The organism is Pseudomonas sp. GD04091 (assembly GCF_029836165.1).
Taxonomy (GTDB): Bacteria; Pseudomonadota; Gammaproteobacteria; order Pseudomonadales; family Pseudomonadaceae; genus Aquipseudomonas.
Map to the genome: position 1 here is coordinate 261,916 of NZ_JAOEBG010000003.1, position 19,154 is coordinate 281,069.

At 65.2% G+C, this 19,154-nt stretch carries 17 protein-coding genes; 10 read left to right on the plus strand and 7 right to left on the minus strand.

All coding sequences use genetic code 11. The features are described 5' to 3' along the window. Positions 1–61: 61 nt before the first annotated feature. Positions 62–772: a 3'-5' exonuclease gene (locus N7422_RS06215; RefSeq protein ID WP_279805678.1), complete on the minus strand. Its 711-nt coding sequence runs from the start codon at positions 770–772 to the stop codon at positions 62–64. Then, positions 769–2,706 (minus strand): putative nucleotidyltransferase substrate binding domain-containing protein, encoded by a 1,938-nt coding sequence (locus tag N7422_RS06220; protein WP_279805679.1) that lies wholly within the window; start codon positions 2,704–2,706, stop codon positions 769–771. Before N7422_RS06220 ends, N7422_RS06215 begins: the two co-directional genes overlap by 4 nt. Before the next feature lie 204 nt (positions 2,707–2,910). Between N7422_RS06220 and N7422_RS06225 the strand changes: the two genes are divergently transcribed. Further along, entirely contained in the window at positions 2,911–3,366 is a 456-nt protein-coding gene (locus tag N7422_RS06225) for a response regulator (RefSeq protein WP_279805680.1), read from the plus strand. An 84-nt stretch (positions 3,367–3,450) separates the two neighbouring features. Here N7422_RS06225 and N7422_RS06230 read toward each other — a convergent pair whose 3' ends face one another. Then, entirely contained in the window at positions 3,451–5,628 is a 2,178-nt protein-coding gene (locus N7422_RS06230) for a malate synthase G (protein ID WP_279805681.1), read from the minus strand. A 457-nt stretch (positions 5,629–6,085) separates the two neighbouring features. On the opposite strand from N7422_RS06230, the gene N7422_RS06235 reads away from it, so the two are divergent. Continuing rightward, a complete protein-coding gene (locus N7422_RS06235) occupies positions 6,086–6,604 on the plus strand; it encodes an ACT domain-containing protein (RefSeq protein ID WP_279805682.1) in 519 nt (172 codons plus the stop codon). A 252-nt stretch (positions 6,605–6,856) separates the two neighbouring features. On the opposite strand, the gene rarD is transcribed toward N7422_RS06235, so the two are convergent. The 4 genes from rarD to N7422_RS06255 form a co-directional block, all read right to left on the minus strand. Then, positions 6,857–7,744, minus strand: a complete 888-nt coding sequence (gene rarD, locus N7422_RS06240) for an EamA family transporter RarD (protein WP_279805683.1) — start codon at positions 7,742–7,744, stop codon at positions 6,857–6,859. A gap of 64 nt (positions 7,745–7,808) precedes the next feature. Further along, positions 7,809–8,783, minus strand: coding sequence for a serine/threonine protein kinase (locus N7422_RS06245; protein ID WP_279805684.1), 975 nt, complete (start codon positions 8,781–8,783; stop codon positions 7,809–7,811). Between the two features lie 113 nt (positions 8,784–8,896). Next, on the minus strand, positions 8,897–9,661 hold the full coding sequence (locus N7422_RS06250; RefSeq protein ID WP_279805685.1) for a TOBE domain-containing protein: 765 nt from the start codon (positions 9,659–9,661) through the stop codon (positions 8,897–8,899). 58 nt (positions 9,662–9,719) lie between these two features. Beyond that, positions 9,720–10,457: a ComF family protein gene (locus N7422_RS06255; protein ID WP_279805686.1), complete on the minus strand. Its 738-nt coding sequence runs from the start codon at positions 10,455–10,457 to the stop codon at positions 9,720–9,722. A gap of 89 nt (positions 10,458–10,546) precedes the next feature. On the opposite strand from N7422_RS06255, the gene bioB reads away from it, so the two are divergent. From bioB to N7422_RS06295, 8 genes are all read left to right on the plus strand, one after another. Continuing rightward, positions 10,547–11,605: a biotin synthase BioB gene (gene bioB, locus N7422_RS06260; RefSeq protein WP_279805687.1), complete on the plus strand. Its 1,059-nt coding sequence runs from the start codon at positions 10,547–10,549 to the stop codon at positions 11,603–11,605. Positions 11,606–11,607: 2 nt separating this feature from the next. Then, positions 11,608–12,780 carry an 8-amino-7-oxononanoate synthase gene (gene bioF / locus N7422_RS06265; protein WP_279805688.1) on the plus strand — a complete coding sequence of 391 codons (1,173 nt, stop codon included), beginning with the start codon at positions 11,608–11,610 and terminating at the stop codon, positions 12,778–12,780. Next, positions 12,773–13,504 (plus strand): alpha/beta fold hydrolase, encoded by a 732-nt coding sequence (locus tag N7422_RS06270; RefSeq protein ID WP_279805689.1) that lies wholly within the window; start codon positions 12,773–12,775, stop codon positions 13,502–13,504. Before bioF ends, N7422_RS06270 begins: the two co-directional genes overlap by 8 nt. After that, a complete protein-coding gene (gene bioC, locus N7422_RS06275; RefSeq protein WP_279805690.1) occupies positions 13,497–14,321 on the plus strand; it encodes a malonyl-ACP O-methyltransferase BioC in 825 nt (274 codons plus the stop codon). The genes N7422_RS06270 and bioC overlap by 8 nt, the downstream gene beginning before the upstream one ends. Position 14,322: 1 nt before the next feature. Further along, the gene (gene bioD, locus N7422_RS06280) at positions 14,323–15,003 is read left to right on the plus strand and encodes a dethiobiotin synthase (protein WP_279805691.1); all 681 of its coding nucleotides are present in this window, start codon (positions 14,323–14,325) and stop codon (positions 15,001–15,003) included. Between the two features lie 109 nt (positions 15,004–15,112). Continuing rightward, positions 15,113–15,409 carry a pyrroloquinoline quinone biosynthesis protein PqqE gene (locus tag N7422_RS06285; RefSeq protein WP_279805692.1) on the plus strand — a complete coding sequence of 99 codons (297 nt, stop codon included), beginning with the start codon at positions 15,113–15,115 and terminating at the stop codon, positions 15,407–15,409. A 268-nt stretch (positions 15,410–15,677) separates the two neighbouring features. Beyond that, the gene (locus N7422_RS06290; protein WP_279805693.1) at positions 15,678–17,483 is read left to right on the plus strand and encodes a phenylacyl-CoA dehydrogenase; all 1,806 of its coding nucleotides are present in this window, start codon (positions 15,678–15,680) and stop codon (positions 17,481–17,483) included. Positions 17,484–17,838: 355 nt separating this feature from the next. Beyond that, positions 17,839–19,122, plus strand: a complete 1,284-nt coding sequence (locus N7422_RS06295) for a GGDEF domain-containing protein (RefSeq protein ID WP_279805694.1) — start codon at positions 17,839–17,841, stop codon at positions 19,120–19,122. Positions 19,123–19,154: the final 32 nt, after the last annotated feature.

Here is a 19,154-nt window from a genome sequence, read left to right on the forward strand (position 1 = left end):
CAGAGGCGGGGGTAGGGGCGCAATTGACGCTTATCGGATTGCCATCAGGAACGGGTTGCTATCAGAAGCCGTGGTGATGGGCCTTGCGCCGCCGCCATTGGCGCAGCCCCTGCTCCAGCTGCAGTGGGCTGTCCAGCCGTTGGCGGCGGGCCTGGCTGAACAGGATCAGAGCCAGCTCGGCGGTCACCTGGGCATCGGCGCTGGCATGGTGGCGGGCCTGGACCTCAAGGCCGAAGCGGGCGATCCAGTCGTCCAGCCCGGCTTCGCGCAGCACCGTGTCGGGGTTGAGCATTGGCGCCAACTCCGCCACATCGAGAAACCCATGCTGCAGGCGCAGCCCCAGGCTGTCCTTGAGTGCCCGGGCCAGCATGCGCTGGTCGAACGGGGCATGGAACGCCAGCACCGGGCTGTCGCCGATGAACGCCATCAGGTCGAGCAGCGCTTCGGCCGGATCGCTGCCGGCGGCCAGGGCGCTGGGGCCCAGGCCGTGGATCAGCACGCTGGCATTGGTCTTCTGCTCGGGGCGATGCAAGGTGCGCTCGAACGGTCGACCCAGGTCGATGGCGCCGTCCTCGATGGCCACCGCGCCGATCGACAGCACCTGGTCACGGTTGAGGTTCAGGCCGCTGGTTTCCAGGTCCAGCACCACCCAGCGCTGTTCGCGCAAGGTACAGACTCCCAGGGGCGCCGGCCCAGGCAACGCGGCCAGGCGCTGGCGCAGGCCGTCGCCCAGTTCGGGAGTCGCGGGCCGCAGCCAGGCGAGCAGGTTCATAGCTGATACCGCAGGGCCAGGCTGCTCTGCAGGCGCTGGGCCTGACGCAGGGACTCACGCAGGATGCGCCGGTCCAGGTGGTTGAGGCTGTCGGGGTCGAGCCGGTTGGAGTAGGGCAGGTGGTCGCGGGTCTGGCGCTGGTGCTGCTGCATGCGCGTCTGCTGAATGAAGTGGTAGGCCTCTTCGTAGGCGGCGCCGTCCAGCGCTTCGATGACCCCCTTGTCCACCAGCTGACGCAGCCGCTCCAGGGTGTTGCAGGCCTTGATGCCGTTGGCCAGGGCCAGCAGCCGGGCGCCGTCGACGAACGGGGTCAGCCCCTGCACCTTGAGGTCGAGGGTGGCGGCCTTGTCATCACCCTGGCGGGTCAGTACGAAGTCGCGCAGGCGTCCCACCGGCGGGCGCTGGCGCAGGGCGTTGTCGGCCAGCATGCGCTGGAAGATGCGGTTGTCGGCCACCTGTTCGAGCAGGGCCTGGCGCAGTTGCTCGCAGCCCTGTTCATCGCCCCAGACCACGCGCAGGTCGAAGTAGATGCTCGAACCCAGCAGGTTCTCCGGGCTGGCTTCGCGCACGAAACCGGCGAAGCGCCGTGCCCATTCGCTGCGCGACAGGCACAGCTCGGGGTTGCCGGCCATCACGTTGCCTTTGCACAGGGTGAAGCCGCACTGGGCGAGGTTGTGGTTGATGTATTGCGCCAGTGGCAGCAGTTTCGCGCGGATGGCATCGGCTTCGGCGCTGTCGCGGGCTTCGAAGAGAATGCCGTTGTCCTGGTCGGTGTGCAGGGTCTGTTCGCGGCGGCCTTCGCTGCCGAAGCACAGCCAGCTGAACGGCACGCCCGGGTCGCCGCGCTCGGCCATGGCCAGCTCGATCACCCGGCACACGGTGTGGTCGTTGAGCAGGGTGATGATCTGGGTGATCTGGGTCGAGGAGGCGCCGTGGGCGAGCATGCGCTCGACCAGCTGGCCGATCTCGCCGCGCAACGCGACCAGCGTGTCCAGTCGCGGCGCATGGCGAATGGTTCGCGCCAGGTGCACCAGGTCGACGCGTTGCAGGGAAAACAGGTCGCGCTCGGAGATCACTCCGCACAGACGCTGGTTTTCCACCAGGCAGACGTGGGCGATGTGCCGCTCGGTCATCGCCATGGCGGCATCGAAGGCGCTGGCCTGAGGGCTCAGGTGGAAGGGCCGGACGGTCATGTGGCGTTTGACCGGTGCGGTCAGCTCGGCGCTGGCGTCGGCCACCACCTGGCGCAGGTCGCGCAGGGTGAAGATGCCGATGGGATGGCGCCGCTCATCGATGATGACGATGCTGCCGACCTGCTGCTCATGCATCAGCCGTACGGCGTCGCGCAAGGGCGTGTCCGCCGTGCAGACCACCGGGTGACGCAACGCCAGCTCGCCCAGCGGCGTATTCAGCGAGTACTGGGTGCCCAGGGTTTCCACGGCGCGCTGGCGCACCTGCTGGTTGACCTGGTCGAGCAGGCTGCTCACGCCGCGCAAGGCGAAATCGCGGAAGGCTTCGGACATCGAGAACACGCGGATGAACGCCGCCTTGTTCAATTGCAGGCAGAACGTGTCCTCGCCGGCCAGATGCTCCGTGCGGGTGGCGCGTTCGCCCAGCAGCGCGGCCAGCGGGAAGCACTCGCCGCTGGCGATCTCGAAAGTGGTCTCGGTGCCCGGCCTGGTCACGTGGTGGCGTTCGCCGACCACCCGCCCCTGTTTGACGATGTAGAAATGCTCGACCGGGCCGTCGGCGGGTTTGATGATGCTTTCGCCGCTCGCATAGAAGCGCAGCTGGCACTGTTCCACCAGAAAGGCCAGGTGGTTGTGCGCCATCTGGTTGAACGGCGGGAAACGCTGCAGAAACTGCAGGGTGCCCTGGATGTTTTGCAGCACTGCTGTCCTGCCCGCCAGGTGGTAGGCGTCCTTTTTGCTCATGAAGCTGACCGTATCGCTATGCCGAACTATATATATCTATCTATAGGGGTCGGCTTTGTTGTTCTCGGCCTCCATGGTCGGCTGGCCGCCTTGTGGTGCCCATTGGACGTAAGTCTAGAGGCACCGCCGGGACGCCCCGACGAAAGGCGAACCGGGTTGGGCGGGTTTACGGTCTCAAGGGTTGAGCGAGATTTTTTTGACGAGATGACCATGGCTGAGCATGACGACATCCTGAGTGACGCCGAACGTGAGGCGTTGGCCGTGGCGAGTGCCCCCGTTGCGCCCAAGCCCGTGGTGCTGGTGGTGGACGACAACCCGGTGAACAGCGAGGCGCTGAGCCTGTACCTGAGGAGCCGCGGCATCACGTGCATGACAGCCGATGGGGCGCAGGAAGCCATGTTGAAGCTGCATTACGAACCCAGGATCGCGCTGATGATCACCGACCTGCGCATGGAGCCGAAGGATGGCCTGGAGCTGATCCGCCAGGTGCGCGAGTCGGAGCGGGCGGCGCTGTCGATCATCGTGGTGTCAGGTGACACCGATGTGAAGGAGGCGGTGGACGTGATGCATTTGGGCGTGGTGGATTTCCTGCTCAAGCCGGTGGACCTGGAGAAGCTCCTGGAGCTGGTGCGACGTGAATTGAGAATGGATCAGGGCTGAAAGCGATCGCGGGTCAAGCCCGCTCCCGCGCCGAGTGACAATCGGCGCGGGAGCGGGCTTGACCCGCGATGTGTTGCTGGCGGCTTACAGCCCGTTGCGCGCCTTGAACTCGCGACGACGACGGTGCAGCACTGGCTCGGTATAGCCATTCGGTTGCTTGGCGCCTTCCACCACCAGCTCCACGGCGGCCTGGAACGCGATGTTGTCATCGAAGTTCGGCGCCATCGGACGGTACAGGGCGTCACCGGCGTTCTGCTTGTCGACCACCGCGGCCATGCGCTTGAGGCTTTCCAGCACCTGCTCCTGGGTGACCACGCCGTGGCGCAGCCAGTTGGCCAGCAGCTGGGCCGAGATACGCAGGGTGGCGCGGTCTTCCATCAGGCCGACATCGTTGATGTCCGGCACCTTCGAGCAACCCACGCCCTGGTCGATCCAGCGCACCACGTAGCCGAGGATGCCCTGGGCATTGTTGTCCAGTTCGTTGCGGATCTCGTCGGCCGACCAGTTGGTGTCGGCAGCCAGCGGGATGGTCAGGATGTCGTCCACCGAGGCCGGGGCACGGTTGGCCAGTTCGCGCTGGCGGGCCTGCACGTCGACCTTGTGGTAGTGCAGGGCGTGCAGGGTGGCGGCGGTCGGCGACGGCACCCAGGCGGTGTTGGCGCCGGCCAGCGGGTGGGCGATCTTCTGCTCGAGCATCGCGGCCATCAGGTCGGGCATGGCCCACATGCCCTTGCCGATCTGCGCGCGGCCTTGCAGGCCGGTGGCCAGGCCGACGTCGACGTTGTTGTTCTCGTAGGCGCCGATCCATTTCTCGTTCTTCATGGCGCCCTTGCGCACCACGGCGCCAGCCTCCATGGAGGTATGGATTTCATCACCGGTGCGGTCGAGGAAACCGGTGTTGATGAACACCACGCGCTCGGCGGCCGACTTGATGCAGGCCTTGAGGTTGACCGTGGTGCGGCGCTCCTCGTCCATGATGCCGACCTTGACGGTGTTGCGCTTCATGCCCAGCAGGTCTTCGACACGGCTGAAGATCTCGGCGGCGAAGGCCACTTCCTCAGGGCCGTGCATCTTCGGCTTGACGATGTACACGCTGCCGCTGCGGGTGTTCTTGCGGCTGGTGTTGCCGTTGAGGTTGTGCAGGGCGATCAGGTTGGTGAACAGGCCGTCCTGGATGCCCTCGGGAATCTCGTTGCCCTGGGCGTCGAGGATTGCCGGGTTGGTCATCAGGTGACCGACGTTGCGCACGAACAGCAGCGAGCGACCGTGCAAGGTCACGCTGCCACCGTTGGGGGCGGCGTATTCGCGGTCGGGGTTCATGGTGCGGGTGAAGGTCTTGCCACCCTTGCTCACGCTTTCGGCCAGGTCGCCTTTCATCAGGCCCAGCCAGTTGCGGTAGACGATCACCTTGTCGTCGGCGTCGACGGCGGCGACCGAGTCCTCGCAGTCCATGATGGTGGTCAGCGCCGACTCCATCAGGATGTCCTTCACGCCGGCGGCGTCGGTGCTGCCGACCGGGGTGCTGGCGTCGACCTGGATCTCGAAGTGCAGGCCGTTGTGCTTGAGCAGCACGGCGGTCGGGGCCTTGGCATCGCCATGGAAACCGATCAGCTGGGCGTCGTCACGCAGGCCGCTGTTGCTGCCGCCCTTGAGGGCGACGACCAGCTTGCCGCCTTCGATGCGGTAGCCGGTGGAGTCGACGTGCGAGCCGGCGGCCAGAGGCGCGGCTTCGTCGAGGAAGGCACGGCCGAAGGCGATGACCTTGTCGCCGCGCACCTTGTTGTACCCCTGGCCTTTCTCGGCGCCGCCGGCATCGCTGATGGCATCGGTGCCGTACAGGGCGTCATACAGCGAACCCCAGCGGGCGTTGGCGGCGTTCAGGGCGAAGCGGGCGTTCATCACCGGCACCACCAGCTGCGGGCCGGCCATGTGGGCGATTTCTTCGTCGACGTTTTGCGTGGTGGCCTGGAAATCCTCGACCTGTGGCAGCAGGTAGCCGATTTCCTCGAGGAATGCCTTGTAGGCCACGGCGTCATGGGCCTGGCCCTTGCGTGCCTGGTGCCAGGTGTCGATCTTGGCTTGCAGCTCGTCGCGCTTGGCGAGCAGGGCTTTGTTCTTGGGAGCGAGGTCGTTGATGATCTTTTCCGCCCCGGCCCAGAACGCGTCGGCCTTGATGCCGGCTCCAGGGATCGCTTCGTTGTTGACGAAGTCGTACAGGACCTTGGCGACCTGAAGGCCACCGACTTGAACGTATCCAGTCATTGCTTGCCTCACCTCTGCTCAGCTATTTCGCTTTCGCGCATCGTATTAAGCCTGTAGCGCTTCTCTAAACACGGCACCAGTGCGTGCCCGCGTGCTCCGGGGCGGCTGGGTGCGGCTCGCCAGACAGGCTGGCGGGCGGTTGGCGTATTTTCACAGGCGCCTTGGCAGACATCGAAACGACGTTTTGTAGTCCGCGTCGACGCATACTACATGAAGCAGCAGGCAGGTGAACATCGGACTGAAAGCGTCGCTCTGCGACCACTTGGTCGCGTAGGGTCACGCTGGGAGACGGTATGTTCGCAAAAAACAGGTGGATTGTTCCAGATAAATCTTGAAACAGTACACGATTGCTCGTTCTGACTGTCCTGCGGCAGGTTGCCGCGCCTTGCCTATACTGATTCGATCCCCATTGCGCGGCCTGCTGTCGCGGCCCTGAGCGAACCGAAAGGAGTGGCCCGTGGACCATCTCGTACTCACCGTGATCGCCCCCGACAAGGCAGGGCAGGTCGAACGTATCGCCCAGTGCATCGCCGATCACAATGGCAACTGGCTGGAGAGCCGCATGTCCCGCATGGCCGGGCAGTTCGCCGGGATCCTGCGGGTGGCGGTGCCGGCGGAAAGCTACGCCGAACTGGTCGAGTCACTGCAGAACCTGGCCAGCCATGACATCCGCGTGCTCATCGCCGAAAGCGGCATCGAGCCGTCCTGTACCTGGAAGCCAATCGCCATGGAACTGGTGGGCAACGACCGGCCCGGTATCGTCCGTGATATCACCCGGCTGCTGGCAGAGCAAGGGGTGAATCTGGAGCGCTTCACCACCGAGGTGCGGCCGGCGCCGATGAGCAGCGAGCCGCTGTTCCGTGCCGATGCGTTGCTGGCGCTGCCGTTGACCCTGTCGCTGGACGATCTGCAGCGACGATTGGAGAGCCTGGCGGATGACCTGATGGTGGAGTTGAAACTGCGGCCGGAGGATTGAGTCGCGACCGTCGCGATGGCGCGCGCGGCGGCCCCTGGCGGTTATCCCGATTTAACGGGGAAGCCCTTGTGGATAACCTGGGGGCTCCATGCTGTAGCCCAGGAGTGGCGGGGTTTGTCGGTGTTTGAGCAAAAAACGTCCACTAATCAGTGGCTTGTGCACAAACCACGGGGACGAGGGTGTGGATAACCTCTGGAGATCTTGCTGTAGGCCGCGTGCTACGTGGCCTGCATAGATTTGATCACTAATTGATCAGGCGCGTTTACGCAGGCTCAGCCAGGCATCGATGCTGTAGACGGCCAGGCCTGCCCAGATGCAAGCGAAGGCCATCAACGTGCTGGGCGATAGGCGCTCATCGAACAGCCACACCGCCTGCAGCAGCACCAGCGTCGGTGCCAGGTACTGGAGGAAGCCCAGCGTGGTGTAGGGCAGGTGCCGGGCAGCGGCGTTGAAGCACACCAGCGGCACCAGGGTCACCGGGCCGGCGGCGATCAACCACAGCGCTTCGCTGCTGCTGAAGAAGCTCGCATTGGCACTGCTGGCGGCCGGGTGCAGCAGCAACCAGCCGATGGCGAGCGGCACCAGCATCCAGGTCTCGGCCACCAGCCCGGGCAGGGCGGCCACCGGCGCCTGCTTGCGGATCAATCCGTAGAAGCCGAACGACAGCGCCAGCGTCAGCGACACCCACGGCAGGCTGCCGACCTGCCACACCTGCTGGGCCACGCCCAAGGCCGCCAGCCCCACCGCCAGCCATTGCAGGCGGCGCAGGCGCTCGCCGAGCAGGAGCATGCCCAGCAGCACGTTGATCAGCGGATTGATGTAATAGCCCAGGCTGGCTTCGAGCATGCGGCCGTTGTTCACCGCCCACACGTAAGTCAGCCAGTTGCTGGCGATCAGCGCGCCACTGAGTGCCAGGGTTGCCAGGCGCCGCGGGTTGTCGCGCAGTTCGCGCCACCAGCCGGGGTGTTTCCATACCAACAGCAACAGGGAGCCGAACAGCGCCGACCAGAGCACCCGGTGGACGATGATCTCCACTGCGGGGACGCTCTGGATGGCTTTGAAATACAGTGGGAACAGGCCCCAGATGACGTAGGCGGTAAGACCCAGGATAAACCCGCGGCGCGGGTTGGCGGCGTGCATGCAGAATCCTTGCTTAGGTAGCTAAATAAAGCGCCGCCTATTGTAGACAGAGCACGGCGCGCAGCTAGAACAATTTCAGCGGTTCTTCATCCAGTGCCGCGAGCTGCTCGCGCAGGGCGAGAATCTGGTCGCCCCAGTAACGCGGCTGGCCGAACCAGGGGAAGCTCGGCGGGAACGCCGGGTCATCCCAGCGCCGTGCCAGCCAGGCGCTGTAGTGCAGCTGGCGCAGGGCGCGCAGCGGCTCGATCAGGGCCAGTTCGCGCGGATCGAAGTCGTGGAACTCGTTGTAGCCATCGATCAGCTCGGCCAACTGGCCCAGGCGCTCTTCGCGGCTGCCGGCGAGCATCATCCACAGGTCCTGGACCGCCGGCCCCATGCGGCAGTCGTCGAGGTCGACCACGTGGTAGATCTCGTCACGGTGCATGAGGTTGCCGGGGTGCAGGTCGCCGTGCAGGCGGATCAGCTGGTGTGGGGTGCGGGCGTAGATGTCTTCGACCCGTTTGAGCAGGTCCCGGGCCACGGATTCGAACGCCGGCAGCAGCTCCCGTGGTACGAAGCCACCGTCCAGCAAGGTTTGCAGCGAAGCATGGCCGAAGTTGTCCACAGCCAGTTGCTCGCGATGTTGGAAGGGCCGGCTGGCGCCTACGGCATGCAGGCGGCCGAGCAACTGGCCGAGGCGGTACAGCTGGTCGAGATTGCCGGGTTCCGGTGCGTGGCCACCGCGGCGTGGGAACAGGGTGAAGCGAAAACCCTGGTGCTCGAACAGCGAGCGGCCTTCGTACTGAAGTGGCGCTACCACCGGCACCTCGCATTCGGCCAGTTCGGCGCTGAAGGCGTGTTCCTCGAGAATCGCCGCATCGCTCCAGCGTCCGGGACGGTAGAACTTGGCGATCAGCGGCTGTGCGTCCTCGATGCCCACCTGGTAGACGCGGTTCTCGTAACTGTTGAGCGCCAGGACCCGCGCATCACTGAGAAAGCCGAGGCTTTCCACGGCATCCAGCACGAGATCGGGGGTGAGGGTATCGAAGGGGTGGGACATGAAAGGCTCCGGTCGCTGGGACTGCGAGGGTGCATGTTACCCCAATCGCAGGGCGGGCCGTCCTTGCAGAAGCGGGCTTGCCCCGCGATGCGATCGCGCGGCGCACGGCCAGGCTAGACTGGCACCCCCAGCAACACGAACGACGGATGGAACTGCACGCGCAACGCGCTTCCCGGCTGGACCCGGTGTTGCGCCAGCCAGGCCGCCTCGGCGATGGCGCACAGGGTCTGGCCGTTACCCAATGCCAGGCGTACCTCGCCTGGCCCGTCCTCCTCGCTGAGGATTTCCTCGACCTTCGCCTTCAGGCAGTTGCTGCCTGCTTCCGCCTGCTCGTCATCGCCCAGCAACTGTACCCAGCCCGCCTTCAAGAGCGCCACCACGGTACCGCCCAGCGCCAGTTCCAGGCGCTCGGTACTGCCCCGGGTGATCAACGCCTCGATCTCCAGCCCCCCGCCCAGGGCCAGGCTGATGCGGTCATGGCGGCCCTCGCGGCGTAGCCCGCTTATCCGTCCTTGCAATTGATTGCGCGCACTGGTGCGCATCATCAGGCGCCCGAGCAGGTCGAGGTCGCTGCTGTCCTCGGCGGACTCGAGTATCTGCGCCTGCAATGCCTGCAGACGTTGATACAGACGCAATACCCGTTCGCCTTCGGTGGACAACCGGGCCCCACCACCACCCCGTCCCCCGGTGCTGCGCTCGACCAGTGGTTGCGCGGCCAGGTTGTTGAGCTCGTCGATGGCGTCCCAGGCTGCTTTGTAGCTGATCCCGGCAGCCTTGGCGGCGCGGGTGATCGAGCCCTGCTCGGCGACATGCTGCAGCAGGGCGATGCGCTGTGGACGGCGGGCGATGTGCTGGGTGAGCAGGGCAGGCAAGGACATGGGCTGGCATTCGGGGGTTGTGTAGGTCCCGCGACGTTGCCGCCGTCATCGGGTCAAGTCAAGCCTGACCCGGCCTGGGCGTGCGCGCCAGGCAATAGATGTCGACGCGTCGGGCGCCGGCGCCAAGCAGCAGCCGGGCAATCGCCTGGGCGGTCGCCCCGGTGGTCAGGACATCGTCGACCACCGCCAGGTGCAGGCCATCGAGCCGGCTTTCCGGCGGGAGCGCGAAGGCCTGGCGCAGGTTGCGTCTGCGCGCCCTGGCGCCAAGCCCCTGCTGGGTCGGCGTGTCAATGCTGCGCTCGACCAGGCGTTCGTCGCAGGGCAGTTGCAACTGCCTGGCCAGCCAGTGGGCGAGCATTGCCGCCTGATTGAAACCCCGCTGGCACAGTCGACGCCTGGACAGCGGCACGGGCAACAGCCGGTCGGGGCGTGGCAGGCCTTCGCCATAGCGATGCGCCAAGGCATGTCCGAGCAATTGCGCCATCAGCCGGCCCAATGGCCATTGCCGGTTGTGCTTGAAGCGGCTGACCAGGGTGTCGATGGGAAAGCCGTAGTGCCAGGGCGCGATCACCTGCCCGAACGCCGGTGGCTGGCGGCTGCAGGTACTGCAGACGAGCCCGTCCAGCGCCATTGGCAGGGCGCAGCGACGGCATTGCTCGTCCAGCCAGGGCAGCTCGCGCTCGCAGGCCATGCAGAGCGGATAGGGCTGCTCGGCCGGTTCATCGCAGAGCAAACAGGTGTGATTAATATTTGTACAGATGTAAACCTGGTGTTTTGTGTTTGGTTGACAGTTCATGGGCCTTCCGTGACTATGCGAGCTATCCGTGATGCGCTGGCGGGCTTTCTTCTCCCGGCGTCAGTCAGACCCTAGATAAGGAAACGCCGATGAGCGCCAGCACAATTGCAACCACACGTCACGACTGGTCTCTGGCCGAGGTCAAGGCACTGTTCCAGCAGCCGTTCAACGACCTGCTGTTCCAGGCCCAGACCGTGCACCGTGCGCACTTCGACCCCAATCGGGTGCAGGTTTCCACGCTGCTGTCGATCAAGACCGGCGCCTGCCCGGAAGATTGCAAATATTGTCCACAGTCCGGCCACTACAACACCGGCCTGGAAAAACAGAAGCTGATGGAAGTGCAGAAGGTGCTGGAGGAAGCTGCCCGGGCCAAGGCCATCGGCTCGACCCGTTTCTGCATGGGCGCGGCGTGGAAGCACCCCTCGGCCAAGGACATGCCCTACGTGCTGGAGATGGTCAAAGGGGTCAAGGCCATGGGCCTGGAAACCTGCATGACCCTCGGCAAGCTCGATCAGGAGCAGACCCGCGCCCTGGCCCAGGCCGGCCTGGACTACTACAACCACAACCTCGACACCTCGCCGGAGTTCTACGGCAGCATCATCACCACCCGCACCTACGGCGAACGCCTGCAGACCCTGGCCTACGTGCGTGATGCCGGCATGAAGATCTGCTCCGGCGGCATCCTCGGCATGGGCGAGTCGCTGGACGACCGCGCTGGCCTGCTGATCCAGCTGGCCAACTTGCCCGAGCACCCCGAGTCGGTGCCGATCAACATGCTGGTCAAGGTCGCTGGCACGCCGCTGGCCGAAGAAGAGGACGTCGATCCGTTCGACTTCATCCGCATGCTGGCGGTGGCTCGCATCCTGATGCCGAAGTCGCATGTGCGTCTGTCGGCCGGTCGCGAGCAGATGAACGAACAGATGCAGGCACTGGCGTTCATGGCCGGCGCCAACTCGATCTTCTACGGCGAAAAACTGCTGACCACCGCCAACCCGCAGGCCGACAAGGACATGCAACTGTTCGCCCGCCTCGGTATCCAGCCCGAGGCCCGCGAAGAACATGCCGATGAAGTGCATCAGGCCGCCATCGAGCAGGCGCTGGTCGAGCAGCGCAGCAGCGAACTGTTCTACGACGCAGCCTCGGCCTGAACATGGCCTTCGATCTCGCCGCGCGGCTGGCCGAACGGCGTGCCGCGGACCTCTATCGCCAACGACCGTTGCTGGAGAGCCCGCAGGGGCCGCAGGTCGTGGTCGATGGCCAGCCTCTGCTGGCCTTTTGCAGCAATGACTACCTGGGCCTTGCCAACCATCCCGAGGTCATCAAGGCCTGGCGCGAGGGTGCCAAGCGCTGGGGTGTCGGCGGTGGCGCCTCGCACCTGGTGATCGGCCACAGCACGCCCCACCACGAGGTGGAGCAGGCGTTGGCCGAACTGACCGGGCGCCCGCGCGCATTGTTGTTCTCCACAGGCTACATGGCCAACCTCGGTGCGATCACTGCGCTGGTGGGGCAGGGCGACACGGTCCTGCAAGACCGCCTCAACCACGCGTCCCTGCTTGACGGTGGGCTGCTCAGCGGAGCTCGGTTCAGCCGCTACCTGCACAACGATCCGGCCAGCCTGGCCAACCGCCTGGACAGGGCCACTGGCAACACGCTGGTAGTCACCGATGGCGTGTTCAGCATGGATGGCGATTGCGCGGACCTGCCGGCCCTGGCCAAGGTGGCCCGGGCCCATGGCGCCTGGCTGATGGTCGACGATGCCCATGGCTTCGGTACCCTGGGTACCAACGGCGGCGGCCTGCTCGAGCACTGTGGCCTGGGCCTCGAGGACGTGCCGGTGTTGATCGGCACACTGGGCAAGGCGTGCGGTACCTCCGGCGCCTTCGTCGCCGGCAGCGAGGCTCTGATCGAGGCGCTGGTGCAGTTCGCCCGGCCCTACATCTACACCACCAGCCAGCCGCCAGCGCTGGCCTGCGCCACCCTCAAGGCGCTGCAACTGCTGCGTCGCGAGTCCTGGCGTCGCGAGCATCTGGCCGCCTTGATCAAACAGTTCCGTGAAGGTGCGGGCCAGATCGGCCTGACCTTGATGGACAGCCAGACGGCGATTCAGCCGATCTTGATCGGCGACGCCGCGAAGGCGCTCGAACTGTCCCGTCGGCTGCGCGAACGCGGGCTGCTGGTCACGGCGATCCGACCGCCCACCGTGCCTGCCGGGAGCGCGCGCTTGCGCGTGACGCTCAGCGCCGCGCACAGCCAGGCGCAGGTCCAGCTATTGTTGAATGCATTGGCCGAGTGTTATCCACAGCTGGAGTCCGCCGATGCGTAACCGACTGATCCTTCTGCCCGGCTGGGGGCTGGGTACCGCTTCACTGGAGCCGCTCGCCGCCAGCCTGCGGGCCCAGGATCCACGCCTGCAGGTTGAGCTGATGCCCTTGCCTGAACTGGCTGACAACAATGCGCAGGCCTGGGTCGATTACCTGGACCGCAAGCTGCCGACCGATGTATGGCTGGGTGGCTGGTCGTTGGGCGGCATGCTGGCCAGCGCGCTGGCGCAAAAACGTGGCGACCACTGCTGCGGGTTGCTCACGCTGGCCAGCAATCCCAGTTTCGTCGTCCGTCCGGATTGGCCCCATGGCATGCCCGAGGACACCTTCGGTACCTTCCTCGACGGCTGCCGCAGCCACACCCAGGTCACCCTCAAACGCTTCCGCACCCTGTGCAGCGAGGGCGCGCAGCAACCGCGCACCCTGCTGCGTCAACTGGGTGTGGGGGTGCCCGACACCGATCCGTTGTACCTGGCCACCGGGCTGGAGGTACTGGCCAGTCTCGATACACGTACCGCCCTGGAGCAATACGGCGGCCCGCAGCTGCACCTGTTCGCCGGCAGTGACGCGCTGGTACCGGTGGAAGCGGCCAAGGCCCTGAGCGACCTGCTGCCCGACGTGGAAGTCGGCCTGGTCGAAGACAGTTCCCACGCCTTCCTGCTGGAGTATCCCCAGGAGCTGGCGGCGGGCATCAAGAGTTTCCTGCATGAGAGTGGCGATGACTGACCTTTCCCACCCCACCCTGCCCGGTGCCTTGCCGGACAAGCGCCAGGTGGCGGCTTCGTTCTCCCGCGCGGCGGCCAGCTACGACAGCGTTGCGGCCCTGCAGCGTGCGGTGGGCATGGCGTTGCTGGAGAAACTGCCCGCTGGGCCAGCGCCTGCGCGCTGGCTGGACATGGGCAGCGGCACTGGCCATTTCAGCCGGATGCTGGCCGAGCGTTTCACGGGTGCCAGCGGCGTGGCGGTGGACATCGCCGAAGGCATGCTGCGCCATGCCCGCGCCCAGGGCGGCGCGCAGTATCACGTGGCTGGCGATGCCGAGCGCCTGCCCTTGCGCGATGGTAGCGTCGACCTGCTGTTCAGCAGCCTCGCGGTGCAGTGGTGTGGCCAGTTCGCCAGCGTGCTGGGCGAGGCGCGGCGGGTGTTGAGTCCAGGTGGTGTTCTGGGGTTCAGCAGCCTCTGCGTGGGCACTCTCGATGAGCTGCGCGCCAGCTGGCAGGCCGTCGATGGCATGGTGCACGTCAATCGTTTCCGGCATTTCGAGGACTACCAACGGCTGTGCGCCGAGAGCGGCCTGCGCCTGATCGAACTGGAACGACGCCCTCACGTGCTGCACTACCCCGACGTGCGCAGCCTGACCCACGAGCTCAAGGCGCTGGGAGCGCACAACCTCAATCCGGGGCGTCCATCGGGGCTCACCGGGCGCGCGCGGATGCAGGGTCTTTTGCAGGCTTACGAGCAGTTCCGCCAGCCGCAAGGCCTGCCAGCCACCTATCAGGTGGTCTATGGTGTGTTGCGCAAGCCACTGGCGGGGGAGCAGTGACATGAGCCAGGCCTACTTCATCGCCGGAACCGACACCGATGTCGGCAAGACCACCATCGCCGCAGGCCTGCTGCATGCGGCACGGCAACTGGGGTTGAGCACGCTGGCGGCCAAGCCGGTGGCGTCCGGGTGCACGGTAACGGCAAAAGGGCTGCGCAACAGCGATGCCCTGGCGCTGATCGATGAAAGCTCGGTGAAGCTGCCCTACGAGGCGATCAATCCTTACGCCTTCGAGCCGGCCATCGCCCCGCACGTGGCGGCGCGCGAGGCCGGGGTGGCGTTGAGCGTGCCGACGCTGCGTGATGCCATGCGGCACGTGCTGGCGCAGCAGGCCGACTTCACCTTGATCGAAGGTGCCGGCGGCTGGCGCGTCCCGCTGTCGGACCATGCCAATCTGTCGGACCTGGCCATTGCCCTGAAGCTGCCGGTGATCCTGGTGGTGGGGGTGCGTCTGGGCTGCATCAACCACGCCTTGCTCAGTGCCGAGGCCATTGCCCGGGACGGCCTGCAACTGGCTGGATGGGTAGCGAACATCGTCGATCCGCGCACATCGCGCCTGGAAGAGAACCTGGCCAGCCTGGCCGAGCGGTTGCCGGCGCCATGTCTGGGGAGGGTGCCATGGTTGAAGCAGGCCGGCGCGGATGCGGTGGCTGAGCATTTGCAACTGGATCTGCTGGACTAGGTCTCTGTCTATCGGCTGGCACTAGGCTATTAGGGATTTAAACGGGCCTTTTTCCCAGTCTGCTGCTTTAATAAGGCCTGTTCATCACCCAGCGTCACGGAGTCCTGACATGGAAATCAATGCGAGCTCCGCTTTCTACGCGGGCCTTGGCGCCATCCAGAACGGCCAGAACCGCGTCGACCAGGCCGCCCAGCAGATTGCCAGTGGTGCGGTCGAGCGCGGTACCAGCGGGCAGTCCACCGACTATCAGGCCGAGCGTCTGCGCGGCGTCGACCGTAGCCAGCAGATGGACCTGGCCACCAGCACCGTGCAACTGGCCCTGGGCAAGCATGAAGTCGAACTTGGCGCCAAGGTTGCCAAGGCTTCGGACGAAATGCTCGGGCGGTTCATCGACACCTACGTCTGAGTCGCCGGCCCGTCCGGCGAACCATCGCGGGGCAAGCCCGCTCCCACGCCCCGTCCAGTGACGTTGCGTGGGAGCGGGCTTGCCCCGCGATGCGTTTGGAAAGGAATGGCATAAATGTCGTGTTCGGCGGCGCAAATGGCACTACTCGTCCTTCTTGACATTGGGACCACCTAAACGTAAGTTTCAAACAACTGTTTGACCGAAAGCCGCCAAGAGCTGGTCGGTATCAGCGGTCTCCCCACCGAACTCATCACAGAGGTTCATCGCAATGCCTGATTACAAAGCCCCCTTGCGTGATATCCGCTTCGTTCGCGACGAGCTGCTCGGCTATGAGGCGCACTATCAGAGCCTGCCGGGCTGCCAGGACGCCACCCCCGACATGGTCGACGCGATCCTGGAAGAAGGCGCGAAATTCTGTGAAGAGGTCCTGGCACCGCTGAACCGTGTCGGCGACCTGGAAGGCTGCACCTGGAGCGAATCGGGCGTTAAGACCCCGACCGGCTTCAAGGAAGCCTACAAGCAATTCGTCGAAGGCGGCTGGCCTAGCCTGGCGCACGACGTCGACCATGGCGGCCAGGGCCTGCCTGAGTCCCTGGGCCTGGCCCTGAGCGAGATGGTGGGTGAGTCGAACTGGTCGTGGGGCATGTACCCGGGCCTGTCCCACGGCGCGATGAACACCATCTCCGCCCACGGCACCCCCGAGCAGCAGCACACCTACCTGACCAAGCTGGTGTCCGGCGAGTGGACCGGCACCATGTGCCTGACCGAACCGCACTGCGGTACCGACCTAGGCATGCTGCGCACCAAGGCCGAACCTCAGGCCGACGGCAGCTACAAGGTGTCCGGCACCAAGATCTTCATCTCGGCCGGTGAACACGACATGGCCGACAACATCGTCCATATCGTCCTGGCTCGCCTGCCCGACGCGCCGGCTGGCACCAAAGGCATCTCGCTGTTCATCGTGCCGAAGTTCCTGCCCACCGCCGAAGGCGGCGTGGGCGAGCGCAACGGCGTGAGCTGCGGCTCCCTCGAGCACAAGATGGGCATCCACGGCAACGCCACCTGCGTGATGAACTTCGACGGCGCCACCGGCTACCTGATCGGCCCGGCCAACAAGGGCCTGAACTGCATGTTCACCTTCATGAACACCGCTCGCCTGGGTACCGCGCTGCAAGGCCTGGCCCACGCCGAAGTGGCGTTCCAGGGCGGCCTGAAGTACGCCCGTGACCGCCTGCAGATGCGCTCCCTGACCGGCCCGAAAGCGCCGGACAAGGCCGCCGACCCGATCATCGTCCACCCGGACGTGCGTCGCATGCTGCTGACCATGAAAGCCTTCGCCGAAGGCAACCGTGCGATGGTGTACTTCACCGCCAAGCAGGTGGACATCGTCAAGTACAGCCAGGACGAGGAAGAGCGCAAGAAGGCTGACGCCCTGCTGGCCTTCCTCACGCCGATCGCCAAGGCATTCATGACCGAAGTCGGCTTCGAAGCGGCCAACCATGGTGTGCAGATCTACGGTGGCCACGGCTTCATCGCCGAATGGGGCATGGAGCAGAACGTGCGCGACAGCCGCATCTCCATGCTGTACGAAGGCACCACCGGCATCCAGGCCCTCGACCTGCTCGGCCGCAAGGTGCTGATGACCCAGGGCGAGGCGCTCAAGGGCTTCACCAAGATCGTCCACAAGTTCTGCCAGGGTCAGGAAGGCAACGAAGCCACCCGGGAATTCGTCGAGCCGCTCGCCGCGATCAACAAGGAATGGGGCGAGCTGACCATGAAGATCGGCATGGCCGCGATGAAGGACCGCGAGGAAGTCGGCGCCGCTTCGGTGGACTACCTGATGTATTCCGGCTACGCGTGCCTGGCCTACTTCTGGGCCGACATCGCCCGCCTGGCCGCCGAGAAGCTGGCTGCCGGCACCAGCGAAGAGGCGTTCTACAACGCCAAGCTGCAGACCGCGCGCTTCTACTTCCAGCGCATCCTGCCGCGTACCCGCTCGCACGTGGCAGCCATCCTGTCCGGCGCCAACAACCTGATGGCGATGAAGGAAGAAGACTTCGGTCTGTCCATCTAAGCCCGACGGTTGCACGAAAACCGCCTGCCCTTACCGGCAGGCGGTTTTTTTTCGCCTGGGCGTAAGTTGTGGGAGCGGCCTTGGGTCGCGAAAGGGCTATGCAGCGGCCCCAGGATTCAGCGTTGAAGCAAAGGTAGCCGGGGCCGCTTTGCGGCCCTTTCGCGACCCAAGGCCGCTCCCACAGGGATCGTGTAGGCAGGAAAAATCCTGTCGGGTGTCGCATCCAGTAACGAGAACGTCTCAAGCCGAGTCTGACAGCTGCCGTTAAACGTCCCGTGTATTCATCTATTCATGTGCGCTGCCGATGAAGTAAGGGCACAATGCCATTATTGATCTGCCGGGTCGGAGATTACCCTTGTTTCGTCTATCCGCTGTACGTGCGAGCCACTTCCTGCCATCGCTGATTCTTCTGCTGGCGGGGCTCGCCGCGGCTTATGTGAGGGACCTCAGCGTCTTCTTCACATCGCTGTTCAATGTCTTGCCCACCTTGGTCCTGTTGCTGGGCGGCGCCTACTGCGCGGTGTATCGCCGCCAGCGCGAACTGTTCCTGATGGTCACGGTGTACATCGCCTATTTCCTGCTCGACACCCAGACCGACTTCTACCGTGACAACGGCCGGGTCCGCGAAGATGCGGCGGTGATCTTCCATCTCGTCTGCCTGCTGCTGCCGGCGCTGTTCGGCTTGTACGCGGCCTGGCAGGAGCGCACGCACCTGGCCCAGGACATGCTCGCCCGCTTCGCCGTGCTGTTCGCCGTGGGCAGTGTCGCGGTGGCGCTGGAGCAGAGCTTTCCCGAGGCATTGCTGGGCTGGCTGGCGGAAATCCGCTGGCCGTCGCTGCATGGCCAGTGGATGAGCCTGATCCAGCTCGCCTACCCGCTGTTCCTTGCCGTGTTCATCCTGCTGGTGGTGCAGTACCTGCGTGAGCCCAGGCCTTTGCATGCCGCGCAGATCATCGGCCTGATCGGCATCTTCTGGATGCTGCCGAAGACCTTCATCCTGCCGTTCACCCTGAACATCATGTGCAGCCAGGTGATGCTGATGATTGCCGCCGCGGTGTCCCACGAGGCCTACCAGATGGCCTTTCGCGACGAGCTGACCGGACTGCCGGGCCGGCGCGCCCTGAACGAGCGCATGCAGCGGTTGGGGCGTAATTACGTGATCGCCATGACCGACGTCGACCATTTCAAGAAATTCAACGATACCCACGGTCACGATGTCGGCGACCAGGTGTTGCGCCTGGTCGCCAGCCGCCTGTCCAAGGTCACCGGCGGTGGACGTGCCTACCGCTATGGTGGCGAGGAATTCGCACTGGTGTTCGCGGGCAAGACGGCCGAGGAATGCCTGCCGCACCTGGAGGCGGTGCGCGAGATGATCGCCAACTACGCGATCCAGCTTCGCGACCAGAGCAATCGCCCGCAGGACGATTCCACCGGGCGGCAGCGGCGCGGGGGCAGCGCCAGCAGCACCGTCTCGGTGACTATCAGCATCGGCGTTGCCGAGCGCCAGGCCGAGCATCGCAACCCGGAAGAAGTGCTCAAGTCGGCCGACCAGGCGCTGTATGGCGCCAAGGGGGCGGGGCGCAACTGCGTGATGACATTCGGTCAGCAGTCGCAGCGTGGGGCAGTACGCATGGTGTGACCATTATCGACTAATCGGTCGCATGATGACCC

Coding starts and splice junctions, on each gene's coding strand:
- N7422_RS06215 (WP_279805678.1), bottom strand. CDS start 772: ATGAACCTGCTCGCCTGGCTGCGGCCCGCGACTCCCGAACTGGGCGAC.
- N7422_RS06220 (WP_279805679.1), bottom strand. CDS start 2,706: ATGAGCAAAAAGGACGCCTACCACCTGGCGGGCAGGACAGCAGTGCTG.
- N7422_RS06225 (WP_279805680.1), top strand. CDS start 2,911: ATGACCATGGCTGAGCATGACGACATCCTGAGTGACGCCGAACGTGAG.
- N7422_RS06230 (WP_279805681.1), bottom strand. CDS start 5,628: ATGACTGGATACGTTCAAGTCGGTGGCCTTCAGGTCGCCAAGGTCCTG.
- rarD (WP_279805683.1), bottom strand. CDS start 7,744: ATGCACGCCGCCAACCCGCGCCGCGGGTTTATCCTGGGTCTTACCGCC.
- N7422_RS06245 (WP_279805684.1), bottom strand. CDS start 8,783: ATGTCCCACCCCTTCGATACCCTCACCCCCGATCTCGTGCTGGATGCC.
- N7422_RS06250 (WP_279805685.1), bottom strand. CDS start 9,661: ATGTCCTTGCCTGCCCTGCTCACCCAGCACATCGCCCGCCGTCCACAG.
- N7422_RS06255 (WP_279805686.1), bottom strand. CDS start 10,457: ATGAACTGTCAACCAAACACAAAACACCAGGTTTACATCTGTACAAAT.
- bioB (WP_279805687.1), top strand. CDS start 10,547: ATGAGCGCCAGCACAATTGCAACCACACGTCACGACTGGTCTCTGGCC.
- bioF (WP_279805688.1), top strand. CDS start 11,608: ATGGCCTTCGATCTCGCCGCGCGGCTGGCCGAACGGCGTGCCGCGGAC.
- N7422_RS06270 (WP_279805689.1), top strand. CDS start 12,773: ATGCGTAACCGACTGATCCTTCTGCCCGGCTGGGGGCTGGGTACCGCT.
- bioC (WP_279805690.1), top strand. CDS start 13,497: ATGACTGACCTTTCCCACCCCACCCTGCCCGGTGCCTTGCCGGACAAG.
- bioD (WP_279805691.1), top strand. CDS start 14,323: ATGAGCCAGGCCTACTTCATCGCCGGAACCGACACCGATGTCGGCAAG.
- N7422_RS06285 (WP_279805692.1), top strand. CDS start 15,113: ATGGAAATCAATGCGAGCTCCGCTTTCTACGCGGGCCTTGGCGCCATC.
- N7422_RS06290 (WP_279805693.1), top strand. CDS start 15,678: ATGCCTGATTACAAAGCCCCCTTGCGTGATATCCGCTTCGTTCGCGAC.